Source organism: Vibrio phycocola (assembly GCF_053850235.1).
This window is the reverse complement of the sequence record NZ_JBSQDJ010000010.1, coordinates 46,141-63,605: the sequence shown is the minus strand read 5'-3', so window position 1 is coordinate 63,605 and position 17,465 is coordinate 46,141. Positions and strand designations below refer to the sequence as shown.

The 17,465-nt window shown below is 42.2% G+C and carries 16 protein-coding genes; 7 read left to right on the top strand and 9 right to left on the bottom strand.

Going from position 1 to position 17,465, the window contains the following annotated elements:
- The first annotated feature begins 95 nt into the window (after positions 1–95).
- From pdhR to lpdA, 4 genes are all read left to right on the top strand, one after another.
- Complete coding sequence (pdhR, locus tag ACWU4D_RS14380; protein ID WP_456052134.1) at positions 96–866, top strand: pyruvate dehydrogenase complex transcriptional repressor PdhR; 771 nt, start codon at positions 96–98, stop codon at positions 864–866.
- A gap of 49 nt (positions 867–915) precedes the next feature.
- Entirely contained in the window at positions 916–3,579 is a 2,664-nt protein-coding gene (gene aceE / locus ACWU4D_RS14375; protein WP_456052133.1) for a pyruvate dehydrogenase (acetyl-transferring), homodimeric type, read from the top strand.
- Positions 3,580–3,597: 18 nt separating this feature from the next.
- On the top strand, positions 3,598–5,472 hold the full coding sequence (gene aceF, locus ACWU4D_RS14370; RefSeq protein WP_456052132.1) for a pyruvate dehydrogenase complex dihydrolipoyllysine-residue acetyltransferase: 1,875 nt from the start codon (positions 3,598–3,600) through the stop codon (positions 5,470–5,472).
- Between the two features lie 256 nt (positions 5,473–5,728).
- Entirely contained in the window at positions 5,729–7,156 is a 1,428-nt protein-coding gene (lpdA, locus tag ACWU4D_RS14365) for a dihydrolipoyl dehydrogenase (RefSeq protein ID WP_456052131.1), read from the top strand.
- A 94-nt stretch (positions 7,157–7,250) separates the two neighbouring features.
- Here the strand turns inward: lpdA and ACWU4D_RS14360 are convergent, their stop codons facing one another.
- Positions 7,251–7,868 (bottom strand): LuxR/HapR/OpaR family quorum-sensing transcriptional regulator, encoded by a 618-nt coding sequence (locus ACWU4D_RS14360; protein WP_456052130.1) that lies wholly within the window; start codon positions 7,866–7,868, stop codon positions 7,251–7,253.
- A 321-nt stretch (positions 7,869–8,189) separates the two neighbouring features.
- Here ACWU4D_RS14360 and hpt point away from each other — a divergent pair, with 321 nt between their 5' ends.
- Complete coding sequence (gene hpt / locus ACWU4D_RS14355; RefSeq protein ID WP_456052173.1) at positions 8,190–8,723, top strand: hypoxanthine phosphoribosyltransferase; 534 nt, start codon at positions 8,190–8,192, stop codon at positions 8,721–8,723.
- Between the two features lie 83 nt (positions 8,724–8,806).
- Here the strand turns inward: hpt and can are convergent, their stop codons facing one another.
- Entirely contained in the window at positions 8,807–9,478 is a 672-nt protein-coding gene (gene can, locus ACWU4D_RS14350) for a carbonate dehydratase (RefSeq protein WP_456052129.1), read from the bottom strand.
- Between the two features lie 283 nt (positions 9,479–9,761).
- Between can and ACWU4D_RS14345 the strand changes: the two genes are divergently transcribed.
- Entirely contained in the window at positions 9,762–10,673 is a 912-nt protein-coding gene (locus ACWU4D_RS14345; protein ID WP_456052128.1) for an ABC transporter ATP-binding protein, read from the top strand.
- Positions 10,674–10,681: 8 nt separating this feature from the next.
- The gene (locus tag ACWU4D_RS14340; RefSeq protein ID WP_456052127.1) at positions 10,682–11,452 is read left to right on the top strand and encodes an ABC transporter permease; all 771 of its coding nucleotides are present in this window, start codon (positions 10,682–10,684) and stop codon (positions 11,450–11,452) included.
- A gap of 80 nt (positions 11,453–11,532) precedes the next feature.
- Here ACWU4D_RS14340 and panC read toward each other — a convergent pair whose 3' ends face one another.
- From panC to sfsA, 7 genes are all read right to left on the bottom strand, one after another.
- Positions 11,533–12,384 carry a pantoate--beta-alanine ligase gene (gene panC / locus ACWU4D_RS14335; protein ID WP_456052126.1) on the bottom strand — a complete coding sequence of 284 codons (852 nt, stop codon included), beginning with the start codon at positions 12,382–12,384 and terminating at the stop codon, positions 11,533–11,535.
- A 14-nt stretch (positions 12,385–12,398) separates the two neighbouring features.
- Positions 12,399–13,193 (bottom strand): 3-methyl-2-oxobutanoate hydroxymethyltransferase, encoded by a 795-nt coding sequence (gene panB, locus ACWU4D_RS14330; protein ID WP_456052125.1) that lies wholly within the window; start codon positions 13,191–13,193, stop codon positions 12,399–12,401.
- A 9-nt stretch (positions 13,194–13,202) separates the two neighbouring features.
- Entirely contained in the window at positions 13,203–13,700 is a 498-nt protein-coding gene (gene folK / locus ACWU4D_RS14325; RefSeq protein WP_456052172.1) for a 2-amino-4-hydroxy-6-hydroxymethyldihydropteridine diphosphokinase, read from the bottom strand.
- Positions 13,700–15,055 carry a polynucleotide adenylyltransferase PcnB gene (pcnB, locus tag ACWU4D_RS14320; protein ID WP_456052124.1) on the bottom strand — a complete coding sequence of 452 codons (1,356 nt, stop codon included), beginning with the start codon at positions 15,053–15,055 and terminating at the stop codon, positions 13,700–13,702. The genes folK and pcnB overlap by 1 nt, the downstream gene beginning before the upstream one ends.
- A gap of 105 nt (positions 15,056–15,160) precedes the next feature.
- Positions 15,161–16,030: a tRNA glutamyl-Q(34) synthetase GluQRS gene (gene gluQRS / locus ACWU4D_RS14315; protein ID WP_456052123.1), complete on the bottom strand. Its 870-nt coding sequence runs from the start codon at positions 16,028–16,030 to the stop codon at positions 15,161–15,163.
- Positions 16,031–16,148: 118 nt separating this feature from the next.
- A complete protein-coding gene (gene dksA / locus ACWU4D_RS14310) occupies positions 16,149–16,595 on the bottom strand; it encodes an RNA polymerase-binding protein DksA (protein ID WP_456052122.1) in 447 nt (148 codons plus the stop codon).
- Between the two features lie 123 nt (positions 16,596–16,718).
- On the bottom strand, positions 16,719–17,459 hold the full coding sequence (gene sfsA, locus ACWU4D_RS14305; RefSeq protein ID WP_456052121.1) for a DNA/RNA nuclease SfsA: 741 nt from the start codon (positions 17,457–17,459) through the stop codon (positions 16,719–16,721).
- Positions 17,460–17,465 lie beyond the last annotated feature (6 nt).

Genomic DNA, 17,465 nt, shown 5'->3' with positions numbered 1-17,465 from the left:
TTTTCCGCTAGACAAAAAGCATCCTCATATGTTAATTTCTTGTGCAATTTAAATTGGTATTACCAATTGGCTACGAAAGCAGAAGAATGATAAATATGACCTATCAAAGGATTCGTCAACCAAAACTGTCAGATGTAATCGAGCAAGAATTGGAAAGATTGATTGTCGAAGGCATATTGGCCCCAGGACAGCAACTTCTTCCAGAGCGAGAGTTAGCGAAACAATTTGATGTTTCTCGTCCCTCAGTGCGTGAAGCTATCCAACGTTTAGAAGGAAAGCGTCTTCTTACTCGTAAACAAGGTGGTGGAACTTTTGTTAGTGAGAAAGTTTGGACCAGTTTTTCTGATCCCTTGCTAAACTTACTGTCAAACCATTCTGAAACGCACCTTGATTTGCTTGAAACTCGTCATGCAATGGAAGGGATAGCAGCTTATTTTGCTGCGATTCGAGGTACTGAAGAAGATTTTAAGCGCATTAAATCTTGTTTGAGTCAGATTGTGCTTGAGCAAAACTCAGCGAATGTTGAAGTGGAAGCCGAGAATGTTGTTGAGTTTTTAATAGCATTAACAGAAGCCTCTCATAACGTTGTTTTACTTCATATTGTTCGTAGCCTTGCACCTTTGCTTGAAAAAAATGTGCAACAGAATTTAAAGCTCTTACATCGTCGCCCTGAGGTGATTGAAAAAGTAGGTAAACACAGAGCTAGCATCGTTGATGCGATACTTTTGGGGGAACCTGAGAAGGCCCGTGAAATGTCACATTCTCATCTAGCTTTCATTGAAGAAACATTGTTGGATTTAAGCAAAGAGCAGACTCGTCGAGAGCGTTCTTTAAGTCGAATTCAGCAGAGTGATAGTGAATCATAGCTATTACTCCTTCGTTTTTAGATCAAACCAACAAAAAGGAAAGATCGGCATGTCTGACATGAAGACTGACGTAGACGCAATGGAAACCCAAGAGTGGCTTGAAGCTCTTGAGTCAGTTGTACGTGAAGAGGGTATTGAACGTGCTCAGTACCTACTTGAGCAGGTATTGGAAAAAGCTCGTTTAGATGGCGTAGATATGCCGACTGGCGTGAACACCAATTACATCAATACGATTCCAGCAGATAAGCAAATCGCTTATCCTGGCGACACGACTTTAGAACGTCGTATTCGCTCTATTATCCGCTGGAACGCAATTATGATTGTATTGCGTGCATCAAAGAAAGACTTGGATTTAGGTGGTCACATGGCCTCTTACCAGTCATCTGCAAGTTTCTATGAAGTGTGTTTTAACCACTTTTTCCGTGCAGCAAACGACACCGATGGTGGCGATTTAGTCTATTATCAAGGTCATATTTCTCCGGGTATTTATTCTCGTGCATTCGTTGAAGGGCGTTTGACAGAAGAGCAACTTGATAACTTCCGTCAAGAAGTGGATGGTAAAGGAGTTCCTTCGTATCCACACCCTAAATTGATGCCTGAATTCTGGCAATTCCCAACGGTATCAATGGGTCTTGGCCCTATCTCTGCAATTTATCAAGCTCGCTTCCTTAAGTATCTTGAAGGACGCGGAATGAAGGATACTTCAGCACAACGTGTTTATGCGTTCCTTGGTGACGGTGAAATGGATGAGCCAGAATCACGTGGTGCTATTTCATTTGCTGCTCGTGAGAAGCTAGATAACCTATGCTTCCTTGTTAACTGTAACCTACAACGTCTTGACGGTCCGGTTATGGGTAACGGTAGCATCATTCAAGAGTTAGAAGGCCTATTTAAAGGTGCTGGCTGGAATGTTGTTAAAGTTATTTGGGGCGCAAACTGGGATTCTCTTCTAGCGAAAGACACTTCTGGTAAGTTGCTCCAGCTAATGAATGAAACCATTGATGGTGATTACCAAACGTTTAAATCGAAAGATGGTGCCTACGTTCGTGAACACTTCTTTGGCAAGTATCCTGAAACTGCAGCACTCGTTGCGGATATGACAGACGCTGAAATTTTTGCTCTTAAGCGTGGTGGTCATGATTCATCGAAACTGTACGCTGCATTTAATAACGCAAAAGAAACCCAAGGCAAACCAACTGTTATTCTAGCGAAAACAGTTAAAGGTTACGGTATGGGTGAAGCAGCTGAAGGTAAAAACATCGCTCACGGTGTGAAGAAAATGGACATGACTCATGTTCAGCACCTACGTAATCGCTTAGGCCTTGAAGATCTTCTTGATGATGAAGCTATCACGAAATTGCCTTACCTCAAATTGGAAGAAGGCTCTGAAGAGTACAAGTATATGCATGCTCGTCGCGAAGCATTACTTGGATATACACCTAAGCGCCAGCCTAAGTTTACTCAAGAATTCAAAGTGCCGACTCTTGAAGATTTCGGTCCACTATTGGTTGAGCAGAAACGTGAAATTTCTACCACAATGGCTTATGTTCGTACTCTAAATATCTTATTGAAAGATAAGAATATTGGTAAGAACATTGTTCCAATTATTTGTGATGAAGCACGTACTTTTGGTATGGAAGGTTTATTCCGTCAGGTTGGTATCTACAACCCACATGGTCAAGACTACACACCTGAAGATCGCGGTGTTGTTTCTTACTATAAAGAAGCTACCTCTGGTCAAGTGCTTCAGGAAGGTATCAACGAATTAGGTTCAATGGCGTCTTGGGTTGCTGCTGCGACATCATACAGCACCAACGATCTACCAATGATCCCGTTCTACATTTACTACTCTATGTTTGGTTTCCAACGTATTGGTGACATGGCATGGTTAGCTGGGGACCAACAAGCTCGCGGTTTCCTACTTGGTGCTACTGCTGGTCGTACGACGCTAAATGGTGAAGGTCTTCAGCACGAAGATGGACATTCACACATTCTTGCAAATACGGTTCCGAACTGTATCTCATACGATCCAACTTTCGCATACGAATTGGCTGTCATCATGCAAGACGGTATCCGTCGCATGTATGGTTCAGAGCAAGAGAATGTGTACTACTACCTAACTATCATGAATGAAAACTATGCGATGCCAGCAATGCCAGAAGGCGCTGAAGAGGGCATTCGTAAAGGGATCTACAAGCTCGAAACTCATGCTGGTAGCAAAGGTAAAGTACAGCTTATGAGTTCCGGTACTATCATGAATGAAGTGCGCAAAGCTGCAACAATCCTAAGTGAAGACTACGGTGTTGCCTCTGATGTCTTTGCTGTGACGTCATTTAACGAGCTAACTCGTGATGGTCAAGCTGCAGAACGTTTCAACATGCTTCACCCAGAAGCAGAAGCGAAAGTACCTTACATCACAACCGTTTTAGGTAGCGAACCTGCAATTGCAGCGACTGACTACATGAAAAACTACTCAGAGCAAGTACGTGCGTTCGTACCAGCAGAGTCATATAAAGTATTGGGTACTGATGGCTTTGGTCGTTCAGATAGCCGCGAAAACTTACGTCGTCATTTTGAAGTAAATGCTGGCTATGTTGTGGTTGCTGCTCTAACAGAACTTATGAAACGTGGTGATATCGAAAAATCTGTCGTAGCAGAAGCTATTAAGAAATTTGATATCGACACTGAAAAAACGAATCCACTTTACGCTTAATATAGGTAGGAAATAGCAATGGCAATCGAAATTAATGTACCAGATATCGGTGCGGATGAGGTTGAAGTCACTGAGATTCTAGTAAGCGTTGGTGACAAGGTTGAAGAAGAACAGTCTCTTATTACTGTAGAAGGTGATAAAGCTTCTATGGAAGTTCCAGCTTCTCAAGCTGGTGTTGTTAAAGAGATCAAAATCGCTACGGGTGACACAGTAAGCACTGGTTCACTTATTATGATTTTTGAAGAAGAGGCGGGTGCAGCAGCACCAGCTTCTGCTCCAGTTGAAGCTGCTCCTGCAGCGGCCGCTCCAGCTGCGGTAGCTGAAGTAAAAGAAGTTCATGTCCCCGATATCGGTGGTGATGAAGTTGAAGTTACTGAAATCATGGTAGCCGTTGGCGATAGCGTAGAAGAAGAGCAATCTTTACTTACGGTTGAAGGCGACAAAGCATCAATGGAAGTACCAGCACCATTTGCCGGTGTGGTAAAAGAAATTAAGGTAGTCTCTGGTGATAAAGTGACGACAGGTTCTCTTGTCTTCATTTTTGAAACTGCAGGCTCTGCTCCAGCAGCAGCGGATCCAGCTCCAGCAGCGGCTCCTGTTGCGGCGGCTTCAGCAGCAAAAGAGGTCAACGTACCTGATATCGGTGGTGACGAAGTTGAAGTTACTGAAATCATGGTAGCTGTTGGCGACAGTGTCGAAGAAGAGCAATCTTTACTTACTGTTGAAGGCGATAAAGCATCAATGGAAGTACCTGCACCGTTTGCTGGTGTAGTAAAAGAAATCAAAGTTGCGACCGGCGATAAAGTAACAACGGGTTCGTTGATCATGGTATTTGAAGTTGTCGGTGCTGCACCAGTAGCTGCCGCTGCTCCTGCGGCTCCAGCCCCAAGTGCTCCAGCAGCGAAAGCCGCAACTCCAAGTGCAAGTTCGTCTGCATCAACGGGTGATTTCAAAGAAAATGCTGATTATGCTCATGCTTCTCCAGTTGTTCGTCGTTTAGCTCGCGAGTTTGGCGTTAACCTTGAGAAAGTAAAAGGGTCTGGTCGTAAGAGCCGAATCCTAAAAGAAGATGTTCAAAGCTACGTGAAAGAAGCATTGAAGCGTCTTGAGTCGGGTGCTGGTGCATCTGGTAAAGGTGATGGTTCAGCATTGGGCTTACTACCTTGGCCTAAAGTTGACTTCAGTAAATTTGGTGATACAGAAGTTAAACCGCTATCTCGTATCAAGAAGATCTCTGGTGCTAACTTGCATCGTAACTGGGTAATGATTCCTCATGTTACACAGTGGGATAACGCTGATATCACTGAAGTTGAAAGCTTCCGTAAAGAGCAAAATGCAATTGAAGCGAAGAAAGACAGTGGCATTAAGATCACGCCGCTTGTTTTCATCATGAAAGCTGTTGCTAAAGCGCTTGAAGCCTTCCCTGCATTTAACTCTTCTCTTTCTGATGACGGTGAAAACTTAATTCTTAAGAAGTACGTGAATGTTGGTATTGCGGTTGATACTCCAAATGGATTAGTCGTTCCAGTCTTTAAAGATGTGAACAAGAAAGGCATCTACGAGCTTTCAGCAGAACTTGCAGAAGTCTCTAAGAAAGCACGTAATGGCAAACTAACGGCAGCAGATATGCAAGGTGGTTGTTTCACCATTTCTAGCTTAGGCGGAATCGGTGGTACTTCATTTACACCAATCGTAAACGCACCTGAAGTTGGCATCTTAGGTGTCTCTAAATCTGAGATGAAGCCAGTATGGAATGGCAAAGAGTTTACTCCGCGTCTACAACTTCCATTGTCGTTATCTTACGACCACAGAGTAATTGATGGTGCCGAAGGTGCACGTTTCATTACTTACTTAAATGGTTGTTTAAGCGATATTCGTCGTTTAGTTCTATAAGTTAAGCGTAAATCCAAGGCGGCAATAGCCGCCTTGATTAATCTTAAAAAGCATATTAATTACTAGGTCAGTTCGATTGAGCTAAAAGATACTTGATTGAATTGTTGTATGGCTCACAGGCTCTGGTGAAATTCTTTTCAACCCATTAACATCTCTGTAAACTATTTTGGTTTATATAAGACATGGTTTGAATCATCGAGTGAATCGATTGAAGCCCGCATCAGCCTGTTAAGGATAACGACTACAAGAGGTCAAAATGAGCAAAGAAATCAAAGCCCAAGTGGTAGTACTTGGTGCCGGCCCTGCTGGATACTCCGCTGCTTTCCGTTGTGCAGATTTAGGTCTTGATACCGTTCTAGTTGAACGTTATAGCACCTTAGGTGGTGTATGTTTAAACGTCGGTTGTATTCCTTCTAAAGCGCTATTACACGTAGCGAAAGTTATTGAAGAAGCGAAAGCACTTTCAGAACACGGTATTGTTTTTGGTGAACCACAGACTGATATCGACAAGATTCGTCTTTGGAAAGAAAAAGTTATTACACAACTAACTGGCGGTCTTGGCGGTATGGCTAAGATGCGTAAAGTGAATGTTGTAAATGGTTTTGGTAAGTTTACTGGCCCGAATACCATTGAAGTTGAAGGTGATGACGGCAAGACTGTTATTAACTTCGATAATGCAATTGTAGCGGCGGGTTCTCGTCCGATTAAATTGCCATTTATTCCTCATGAAGATCCTCGTATTTGGGACTCAACGGATGCACTAGAGCTAAAAGAAGTTCCTGGCAAGCTGTTGATCATGGGTGGTGGTATCATCGGTCTCGAAATGGGTACGGTATATCACTCACTGGGATCTAAAGTCGACGTTGTAGAAATGTTCGATCAAGTGATTCCAGCTGCTGATAAAGACATAGTAAAAGTTTATACCAAGCGTATTAAAGATAAATTCAACTTAATGCTAGAAACGAAAGTTACGGCAGTTGAAGCTAAAGACGACGGTATCTACGTGTCTATGGAAGGCAAGAAAGCACCTGCTGAAGCAGAGCGCTATGATGCTGTACTTGTAGCTATCGGTCGTGTGCCTAATGGTAAGCTTCTTGATGCTGAGAAAGCTGGTATTGAAGTTGATGAACGTGGCTTCATCAATGTTGATAAGCAGCTTAAGACCAATATTCCACATATTTTCGCAATTGGCGATATTGTTGGTCAGCCAATGCTTGCTCACAAAGGCGTGCATGAAGGCCATGTTGCTGCAGAAGTTATTGCTGGTAAGAAGCACTACTTTGATCCTAAAGTTATTCCTTCAATTGCTTACACTGAGCCAGAAGTTGCTTGGGTTGGTAAAACAGAAAAAGAAGCAAAAGAAGAAGGTCTTAACTACGAAACTGCGACTTTCCCTTGGGCTGCATCCGGACGTGCGATCGCATCAGATTGTGCTGATGGTATGACTAAGCTTATCTTTGATAAAGACTCTCACCGTGTGATTGGTGGTGCTATCGTTGGTACTAACGGCGGTGAACTACTTGGTGAAATTGGTCTAGCGATTGAAATGGGTTGTGATGCAGAAGATCTCGCATTAACTATCCATGCTCACCCAACGCTACATGAGTCTGTAGGCTTAGCGGCAGAGGTATTTGAAGGTACAATTACCGATTTGCCTAATGCGAAAGCAGTGAAGAAAAAATAATCTTATCTTCTAGGTTATATACTTAGATGAGAAGATTAAAAAAACCGCGGCACTTGAAGTGCGGCGGTTTTTTATTATGTGGTACGTTATTCAATTACTTGCGTCGTTGATAGATACAAAGCATATCAAGGTAGCAATGGACCATTTCATCAATTTCTTGTTGATCGGTGGTACGGTTAGCCTGAATGAATAACGTGTAGAACATTCCCAAGTATAGGTCAGATAAATGTTCTGGTGAGTACTTGTCACATACGTCGCCATGTTCGATGGCTTTCGTAAACATGTTTTTCACAAGCAGGCGATTAGTGTGATTGGTTGAAACAAACAATGGCCATACTTCTTCGCGAGTCGATGCACTCCATTCAAACCAAACTTTTATCCAATGACAATCTTCTAGTACAAGACGAGTCATCTCATGAGTTAGGTTATACAAATTATCTTTGATGTAAGCATCGATATCGATATTGTCTGCTAGGAAATTAGAAAATTGATGTACTACGTGAGTTAACACATCATCGACCAAATCTTCTCTAGTAGGGAAGTAGTTGAAAACCGTTGCGACGGAAACCTGTGCAATATCTGCAATATCAGCATGGCCGCCACGACCAATACCGCGTTTTGCAAATACTTCTAAGGCTATTTCCATTAACTGAAGTTTACGCTTTTGGGGGGATAAGCGAGTCCGGGGGCGTTTTTTTATTATCGCGTCCATATATTTTTTTCCTTGCCAATTAACGTTGATTTGTTATCACATCTTGGTGATATTTTTATTATGGGTAGTGCATTAATAAGTGTAATTGTGCATATGCAATTTATCAATAGATCAATTGATAAATTACATTATGTAACTTACACATTACTATAGTAATTGCATATATGCGATTTTGGTATTTAATATTGCAAATACTAATAATTAAACTGTTATTTTATCTGGTTGCGCAGTAATGGTAATATATTGGGTTCAAATAAAGAGTGAATGGCAAACTTGCAAGGCGAGTTGCTTAAGTACTTAACATCGATTAATGAGAGAGTCATGGCCCATAAAATAGAAGAGATGATTTCTGAGCAACAAGTTAAACAGAGAATCCAAGAGTTAGGACAAGAAATTTCCGAGCATTATAAAGATAGCGACAATCTCGTTTTAATCGGACTTCTTCGTGGTTCATTTATCATTCTTGCTGACTTAGCGCGAGCAGTTAGCGTGACGCATCAAATCGACTTTATGACAGCATCAAGTTATGGAAATGGTACTGAGAGTTCTCGTGATGTTCGAATTTTAAAAGATCTAGATGATGATATTGTTGGTAAAGATATCATTTTAGTTGAAGACATCATTGATACCGGTAATACGTTAAGTCGAGTAAAAGAAGTATTGAGACTTCGTGAGCCAAATTCAATTGAAGTGTGTACTTTGTTAGATAAGCCCTCTCGCCGTGAAGTTGACGTAGATGCTCGTTGGATTGGCTTCTCGATTCCTGATGAGTTTGTCGTGGGGATGGGATTAGATTTTGCTCAAGATTATCGTCACCTCCCTTATATCGGTAAGGTAACGTTAGAAACCGAATAACGTTACGCTAACGAGTATCATGACAAAAATGCCCAGATTTTTCATATCTGGGCATTTTTATTAGACGCTGAGGTTGGTATTCGCTATCGGTGGCAAAGAAGCTTGAAGTCTTTATTGAGGATTTTTTCCATCGACTTATTGTAATTTTCTTCAACGATTTCTGCTGAATCGCAACGAACTCCTAAATATTCCAATTTCCCATCTTCAATACCGTAAACCAAACCATGGAGCTCGAATTCTTGACCTCGTTCCCATGCATTCTGCAATATTGTAGAATTGGCGAGGTTATACACTTGCTCTGCTACGTTGAGCTCGACCAGTTTGTCCGCTTGATATTCTGGGGCCATACTGTCGATGTAAGTACGATGCTTTTGGTATATGTCTCGAATGTGCAGGAGCCAATTATTAATCAGCCCAAGTTTAGGGTTAGCTAGAGTTGCTTTGATGCCACCACAATCGTAGTGGCCACAAATGATTAGATGTTTAATCTTCAGAACATCAACGGCATATTGAACAACTGAAAGGCAGTTTAAGTCAGTGTGAATTACTAAATTAGCAACATTTCGGTGAACGAATAACTCTCCAGAATGCAGTCCTGTAAGCCGTTCAGCTGGAACTCGGCTATCAGAGCAACCTATCCATAGAAAGTCAGGGCTTTGTCCTTCGGCTAGTTGTGCAAAGTATTCGGGATTTTCAGCTTTGATCGATTCAGACCAGCGCGAATTGTTTTCAAACAGTTGTTTAATTTCTGGCATTGTCCTTCCCTTAATGCGGTGAATTAGGATTGGAAACCAACTCACACAAAACACGAATTGTTGAACGTATCGTTTGGCATCAAAATGTGTGCGGAGTCACTATACACAAAGTTTACATCGTTGATTAGCGAAAATAGTAACAAAGTTTTAGTTCTCAGAGATGCCATTGTATTTGTCACGAATAAATATCAGCGTCGGTCGTAAATTCCTGTTAAATTGTGATGAATGAATTGAGCGATAAATAAGTCGTAAGAGCAATCAAAAATAGAGACATTTACAAGCTATGAATGCATTAGAAATAAGAGGTTTACGCAAAACCTATAATGGTGGTTTTGAAGCCTTAAAAGGGATTGATTTAGACGTAAAACAAGGTGATTTTTATGCGTTGTTAGGGCCAAATGGGGCGGGTAAATCAACCACCATTGGCATTATTGCATCTTTAGTTAATAAAACGTCAGGCAAAGTATCGGTGTTTGGCTATGACATTGATGCACGCTTGGAAGAGGCGAAACAACACCTAGGATTGGTTCCTCAAGAGTTTAATTTCAACCAGTTTGAAACTGTCGAGCAAATTGTCATTCATCAGGCTGGCTATTATGGGGTACCACGCGCATTAGCAAAAGAGCGTGCCAAGAAGTATCTTACTCAGTTGGAGTTGTGGGATAAGCGAAACGAACGAGCGGGAGCGTTATCCGGTGGCATGAAACGTCGCTTGATGATTGTTCGCGCTTTGATGCACGAGCCGAAACTATTAATTCTCGATGAACCGACAGCAGGTGTTGATATTGAGTTGCGCCGCTCGATGTGGACGTTTTTACAAGAGATAAACAACCAAGGTATTACGATTATTCTCACCACTCACTATTTAGAAGAGGCTGAAATGTTGTGTCGTAACATTGGGATCATTCAAGCGGGTGAGCTAATTGAAAATACGTCGATGAAAGCATTGTTGGGTAAGCTTCAAGTTGAAACTTTTATTCTAGATGTTGATTCTTCAGAGACCATTCCGCAACTTAATGGTGTGTTGAAACAAGAAAACAAAGAAGGCTCAATAGAGATTGAGTTGGAAAAATCTCAAGGGTTGAACGATGTCTTTAGCCAGTTAACACAACAAGGGGTAAAAGTGCTTTCGATGAGAAATAAAGCGAATCGATTGGAAGAGCTATTTGTTAGCCTAGTGAGAAACGAAAAATGAGAAGTACTATGTATCAAATTTATTGGACCGCGTTTAGCAGTTTAGTGAGAAAAGAGATCAATCGTTTTACGCGTATTTGGGTACAAACATTAGTGCCGCCAGCGATTACAATGACATTGTATTTTATTATTTTTGGTAATTTGATTGGCTCACGAATTGGGACAATGAATGGTTTTTCTTATATGGAATACATCGTTCCTGGGTTGATCATGATGTCGGTGATAACGAACTCATATTCCAATGTTGCTTCCTCGTTTTTTAGTTCTAAAATGCAGAAGAATATTGAAGAGTTATTGGTTGCTCCAGTCCCAAATTACGTCATTATCGCCGGTTATGTGATGGGAGGCGTAACACGAGGATTGTTGGTTGGCATGTTGGTTACCTGTGTTTCATTATTCTTTGTCGACCTTCAAGTTGAGCATTGGTCTGTGATTATTTTTACCGTGTTTTTGACTTCTGTTGTCTTCTCACTTGGTGGGTTAATTAATGCAGTCTTTGCGCGCACATTTGATGATATTTCGATAGTACCGACTTTTGTGCTAACACCATTGACCTATTTAGGTGGCGTTTTTTATTCAATATCCTTGTTGCCTGAGTTTTGGCAGGTTGTGTCTAAAATTAATCCTATTGTGTATATGGTAAATGCCTTTCGTTATGGCTTTCTTGGTGTTTCTGATGTGAGTATTGTTAGTTCGTTTAGTGTTTTGGGTGTGTTTGTTATCTTGCTATATTCGGTAGCGCATTACTTAATTGCTAAAGGGACTGGGCTTCGTAGCTAGTTGAAGCAGAAACGCTTCAGTTTTCCTATTGATTCAGGTGAAAATAGGGGACTGAAGCGTTATATTTTATTCAGTAATGATTAGATTAGGCTGACAACCTGATTATCGATTAATCGAACATCACCTAAAAAAGCAGCCATGAGTACAACCGCCTTCTCAGTATCTTGATTGATCGGTTGAAGCGTCTGTTCATCTCGAATAAAAATTTCATCAACCTTCATTCCTGCCTGAACTATTTCGCTATTTGCATTCACAATTAACGCTTCGGTATCTCGTTCACCTTGAACCAAGTTCTCACCAATACTTTTCATGATACGCGCTAAATGCGGTGCGACAGTTCGTTGTGAAGTGGTAAGGCGGTTGTTTCGCGAGCTCATGGCTAAACCATCGGATTCTCTTACCGTAGGCACGCCAATGATCTCAATATCTAAACACAAGTCTTCCGTCATCTGACGAATAACCGCAAGTTGCTGAAAGTCTTTTTCGCCAAAGCAAGCAACATCGGGTTGTACGATATTGAATAGTTTTGTCACGATTGTTGCGACGCCACGAAAATGACCGGGACGAGATTCCCCTTCCAAGATATTAGACATGTTTGGAACTTCAACAAACGTCTGTTGATCCAATCCTTTTGGGTACATGATATCTGGCGTTGGCGTAAATACCGCGTCGACTCCCTGTTTGGCGAGTTTAGCGAGATCATCATCCAATGTACGAGGGTAGTTCACTAGATCGTCGGCATTTTCAAATTGCATTGGGTTGACAAAAATACTGACGATAACAATATCGGCCACAGCTTGAGCTTGACGAACTAAGGTTAAATGCCCTTCATGGAGATTTCCCATCGTTGGCACAAACGCGATCCGTTTTTGTGCCAAACGATGCGCGTTAATAACTGTTCTTAGTTTTTTAACTTCTGAATAAGTTTCCATCGTGATCTACCGGCTTAAGCAATGGTATGGTCGGCGTCAGGGAATGATCCGCTTTCTACATCTGCAATGTATTTAGCGGCTGCCTTGCGTATATTCCCTGTTTCAGCAAGAAAGTCTTTGGAAAACTTGGGCATGTAGTTCGCGGAAATACCTAGCATGTCGTGCATAACCAAGATTTGACCGTCGGTTTCTGGCCCTGCTCCAATGCCAATTACGGGGACGTCGACGGCTTCCGTGATCATTTTCGCTAAGCTAGATGGGACACATTCCAACAGGATAATTTGAGCGCCGGCACTTTGTAGGGCAAGTGCATCATCAAGCATTTGCTTTGCTTGCTCATCACTGCGTCCTTGAACTTTATAACCACCAAAAATATTGACAGACTGTGGGGTTAAGCCAAGGTGCGCACATACAGGAACAGCACGTTCAGTGAGCTTTTTAACGGTGTCGACTAACCATGCCCCGCCCTCTAGCTTGACCATATTTGCACCAGCTCGAATAATTTCAGCCGCGTTTTTACACGCTTCTTCTGGAGTAACGTAGCTCATAAAGGGCATGTCAGCCATTAACAAGCAATTAGGGCTTCCTGCACGTACACTACGCGTGTGATAGGCAATATCTTGAACCGTAACAGGGAGAGTGTCACTTTGCCCTTGTAATACCATACCAAGCGAATCACCGACGAGGAGTACTGGCATATTCTCGCTTTCGAATAATTGTGCAAAACTGGCGTCGTAAGCGGTGGATGTCGCAAACTTTCGGCCTTCACTTTTGCATTTAATTAAATCGTTGATTGTGATTTTTTTCATTGTAAATCCTTACTTGGCGTTGGCGTGCTGCCAAATACTGAGGCCATTTTTGTCGACTTGTTTGAGTAAGTCGGTTAATTCGGTCCCATCAGGGAGTATTAAATTTGGGGCAATTTCAGCGAGTGGGTAGAGGACAAACTCTCGAACTTTCATTCCATAGTGAGGTACTGTTAGGCGTTCACTGTCTAGAATTTGTTGACCAAAGAGAAGAATATCCAAATCTAGGCTTCGTGGTCCCCAGCGCTCATCCTTGCGCACTCGACCATGCTCTAATTCGATCTGTTGAGTTAAATTGAGCAGTTCTAGTGGTGCCAGTTGTGTTTCTATCTCGACAACGGCATTGATGTAGTCGGGTTGATCTTGTGGCCCCATTGGCGAGCTACTATACAGCTGAGATGAGCGGATAAAGCGAGTACGTGGAATGCTCTTTAATGCGTCTATTCCACGTTGTGCTTGTTCAACAGGATCATTGAGATTACTGCCGATGGCAATAAATACGGTCGTCATCACGACGATTTCGTCTTATTACGTGGCGTACGTCGACGACGAGGTTTGCCTGGCTCCGTCGATGATTTGCCTAACTCATTCACCATTAGTTGGCGTAGGTTGCGATCGGCCTTTTGGAAAGCCTTCCACCATTCAGCCAGTTTTTTAACTTCACCGCCCTCAAGCTCGCCTCGCATCAGCAATAAATCATACCCAGCTCGGAACTTATTTAACTCAAGTAAACGGAAAGCTCGTTTGCCATTGCGACGTTCTAAACGAAATTGCATCTGCCACATTTCACGAATAGTAGTGGTGTGACGACGCGGAATCGCAAGACGTTTAACAATGCGATCGAGCACCTGATTGGCCGCTTCCATCATTGCATCGTATTCGGACAGGTTTAATTCTGTACTTAACTTATCGGCAATGGATTTCATCGGATACCAAAATATGGCCGCAAACATAAACGCAGGGTTGACGCGTTTTCCGCTTTCGATGCGCAAATCGGTAGAATCAAGTGACAGATCAAGCATTTGCTCTGTCATTGATTCATGGTCTTCGGTGAAATGTTCGGCAACGATAGGGAACAGTTGCTGAAATAAACCATATTCTCGCATGAGGTGATAGGTTTCTAGCCCTATACCTGACTGAAGCATCTTTAATGACTCTTCATAAAGGCGTGCAGGTGGAATATCGCTAAGCAATGGTGCTAGGTCTTCAATCGGCTCCGCGGTCTCTTCTTCAATATCGAAATCGAGCTTAGCTGCAAAGCGAATCGCTCTTAGCATTCGAACCGGATCTTCTCGGTAGCGGGTTTCTGGGTCACCGATCATTCGAACTAGTCGATCTTCGAGATCTTCAATACCACCGGCATAATCATGAATACTGTAGTTAGCTATGTTGTAATACATCGCGTTGACAGTGAAGTCTCGGCGCTCTGCATCTTCATCAATCGATCCATAAACATTATCACGTAATAGCATTCCAGCATCAGACTGTGAACTGGTTTGACTGTTGTTTTCCTGATGATGTCCACGGAATGTGGCGACCTCGATAATGTCACGTCCAAACATCACGTGTGCTAGACGAAAACGGCGACCAATAAGGCGACAGTTGCGAAAGAGTTTGCGCACTTGTTCAGGCGTTGCATTAGTTGCAATATCGAAATCTTTTGGCTCTTGTTTTAACAAGATATCGCGCACACCGCCACCGACTAAGTAGGCTTCAAAGCCGCTACTGTGGAGTCGATATAATACTTTAAGCGCATTATCGCTAATTTGCTTGCGTGAAATACCGTGATCTTCACGTGTGATAACGTTCAGTGAAAGGTCGAAATAACGGTGTTCAATGTGTGTTTTCTGTTCTTTTTTATTCATCGGCTCGGACAAAATAGCGATTAACTATCTTGTTCTTTATTAGTGACCAAGAGTCTATTGACTCAATTTGCGGCTAATAATAGCTCAGGCTAGGTCATTTGAGAATTAAAGTATGATCTCAGTTTCGTTAGGTAGTTGGCATATTTGCCAATTATTACATCCCCAGTCGACAATTGTCGCGACGGATTCTAGTGTAACGTCCTGTGGTAACTGAAATCCAAGAAAGCGCATGGCTTGGATTAATGTGGGTCTTGGATCTGAAATATCAATGGCAGCTGCATGATTTTGCTTTGAGAGTTTACGCCCTTCTTGAGCCATTGCTAGTGGTAGATGAAGATACTGAATGGGCTGATGTCCTAATATTCGATATAAACTTATTTGACGTCCTGTTGGTTCGATTAAATCAGCACCACGGACCACTTCGGTCACCTCCTGAGCAATATCATCGAGGACGACGGCTAGGTTATACGCGAAAAGGCCATCTCTGCGTTTTATAATAAAATCCTCGCCAGCTAATGCGAAAGGGATAAGTGTGTTTCCGTGAAGAACATCATTAAACTGTGTTACAGGATGTTGCATCTTGATACGAACCGCACACTCTTGGCTAGAGGAAATCAGCTTTGTTCGACAGAGACCGGTGTAATATCCACCCATGGCTTTAATCTCTTTTCGACTGCATGTGCAGTAATAAGCTTCACCCTTTGCTAACCATTGGTCAATTTGAGCTTGATAAAAATCATGACGCTGACTTTGATAAAGGATCTGTCCATCCCACTCTAGTCCATAGCATTCGAGAGCTTGTAGGATTTGTTGGGTTGCTCCGGGGACCTCTCGTGGAGGGTCGAGATCTTCGATTCGAACCAACCAATCACCTTGATTAGCTTTGGCTTGAAAATAGCTACCAAGCGCTGCAACTAGAGAACCAAAATGCAGTGGCCCGGAAGGGGAAGGGGCAAATCGACCAACGTAATTCATATTAATAGGCTTGAAAATCCATCACATAACTGACCTTAATTAGGCTAAGAAGGTCATGATGGTAGCGAAAATAAAAAAAGGGAGCAATCGCTCCCTTAGTATTGGTTTATTTGACTTGTTAGCCTTGCATTTGACGTTCTTTGATCTCTGCAAGAGTTTTACAGTCAATACAAAGATCGGCTGTTGGGCGTGCTTCTAGACGACGTACGCCGATTTCAACGCCACAAGATTCGCAAAAACCAAACTCGTCTTCTTCAATTTTGATTAGGGTTTTTTCAATCTTTTTAATTAAACGACGCTCACGATCTCGGTTGCGTAGTTCTAAGCTAAATTCTTCTTCTTGAGAAGCACGATCAACAGGATCAGGGAAATTCGCCGCTTCATCTTGCATGTGGTGTACTGTTCTATCAACTTCATCTCTGAGCTGGTTACGCCACGCACTTAAAATTTTAGTGAAATGTGTCACTTGGTCAGGTGACATATACTCTTCACCAGATTTCTCTTGGTATGGTTCCACACCAGCAATGGCTAGGATGCCAAGCGTTTTCTTTTTAGATTCAGGCATACAGCATCTCCTACAAACACCTAGTCAACTGCATGAGCAGTATTTTAAGGCGGGTATCTATAGCAAAAAGTACTATGTGTGGCAACCACTCATTAACAAACTGCGTTTAATATGCCACTCGCATCAAATTTTTATCTTTTCAGATGAAAAAGGAATCGCTGTTGTTAGTTTTAGTGATTGATTGGTAAATTGAGCTTTATAGCACAATACCTCGACACCAGTATTTATTGCTTCTAATAGTAATAATGAATATGTTGCATCTATATGGTGGGCAGGCGACACTTTTTCAATCCCTGAATGCAAAATAGCGAATAATAATACTGCTCTATCGCCATTTTTAACGACTTCGATTAACTCTCGTAGGTGTTTTTGCCCACGAGTCGTAACGGCGTCGGGAAAGTAACCTTGACCGTTCGCGTCACTTCCTTCAGTTTGGTCGAGTAAAGTGACACTTTTTACTTCGATGTAACAATCTCTTCGATTGGGAGAGCGAAGTAGGATATCGATACGACTGTTTTCCTGCCCATATTTCACTTCTGTTTTAAGTTGTTCGTAATTCAGAAGTTCATCAATTTGATGATCGTTGATCGCTTCAACACATAGTTGATTGGCGCGCACTGTATTTACGCAGATATAATCATTTTGTTGAGTATAAGTGAGTTCCCAACTAAATGGGTATTTTCTCTTAGGGTTATTGGATTGTGAGTACCAAATGGTATCACCGGGAGTCGCGCACCCTGTCATCGCTCCTGTATTGGCGCAATGGATGGTGGTTTCAGTGCCGTCATTTAATTTAATATCGGCAAGAAAGCGTTTATAGCGCTTGATTAAGATTGCGGATTTTAACTCGGGATCGAACTGCATTTATCT